Source organism: Vibrio sp. 10N.222.48.A3 (assembly GCF_041475345.1).
GTDB lineage: Bacteria > Pseudomonadota > Gammaproteobacteria > Enterobacterales > Vibrionaceae > Vibrio > Vibrio tasmaniensis_A.
Window position 1 is genome coordinate 1 of the sequence record NZ_JBFRVX010000794.1, and the last position, 291, is coordinate 291.

A 291-nucleotide genomic window follows, 5' to 3' on the forward strand; every position below is an offset into this window, starting at 1 on the left:
CCTTTATTGTTTGGCTTGAGTCCTCACTCGAGCCTAAACTCACTATTATTACACCTTCAAATTAAGAATCACTATGTCGAAGAAAATCACCATCGTTAAATGCCCTCAATGTAACACTGACGTTGAATGGGGCGAACAAAGCCCGCACCGCCCGTTTTGCAGCAAGCAATGTCAGATGATTGATTTCGGGGAATGGGCTGACGAAGAGAACAGCATCGCTGGTGCTCCAGACATGTCGGATAGCGATGGTTGGTCGGAAGACCCACACTAGGCGCGAGTAGCGAGTAGCGA

General features: G+C 48.5%; 1 protein-coding gene. It reads left to right on the forward strand.

The annotated features are described in order from the left end of the window. Positions 1-73: 73 nt before the first annotated feature. Positions 74-271: a DNA gyrase inhibitor YacG gene (gene yacG, locus AB4653_RS19865; RefSeq protein ID WP_017056605.1), complete on the forward strand. Its 198-nt coding sequence runs from the start codon at positions 74-76 to the stop codon at positions 269-271. Positions 272-291: the final 20 nt, after the last annotated feature.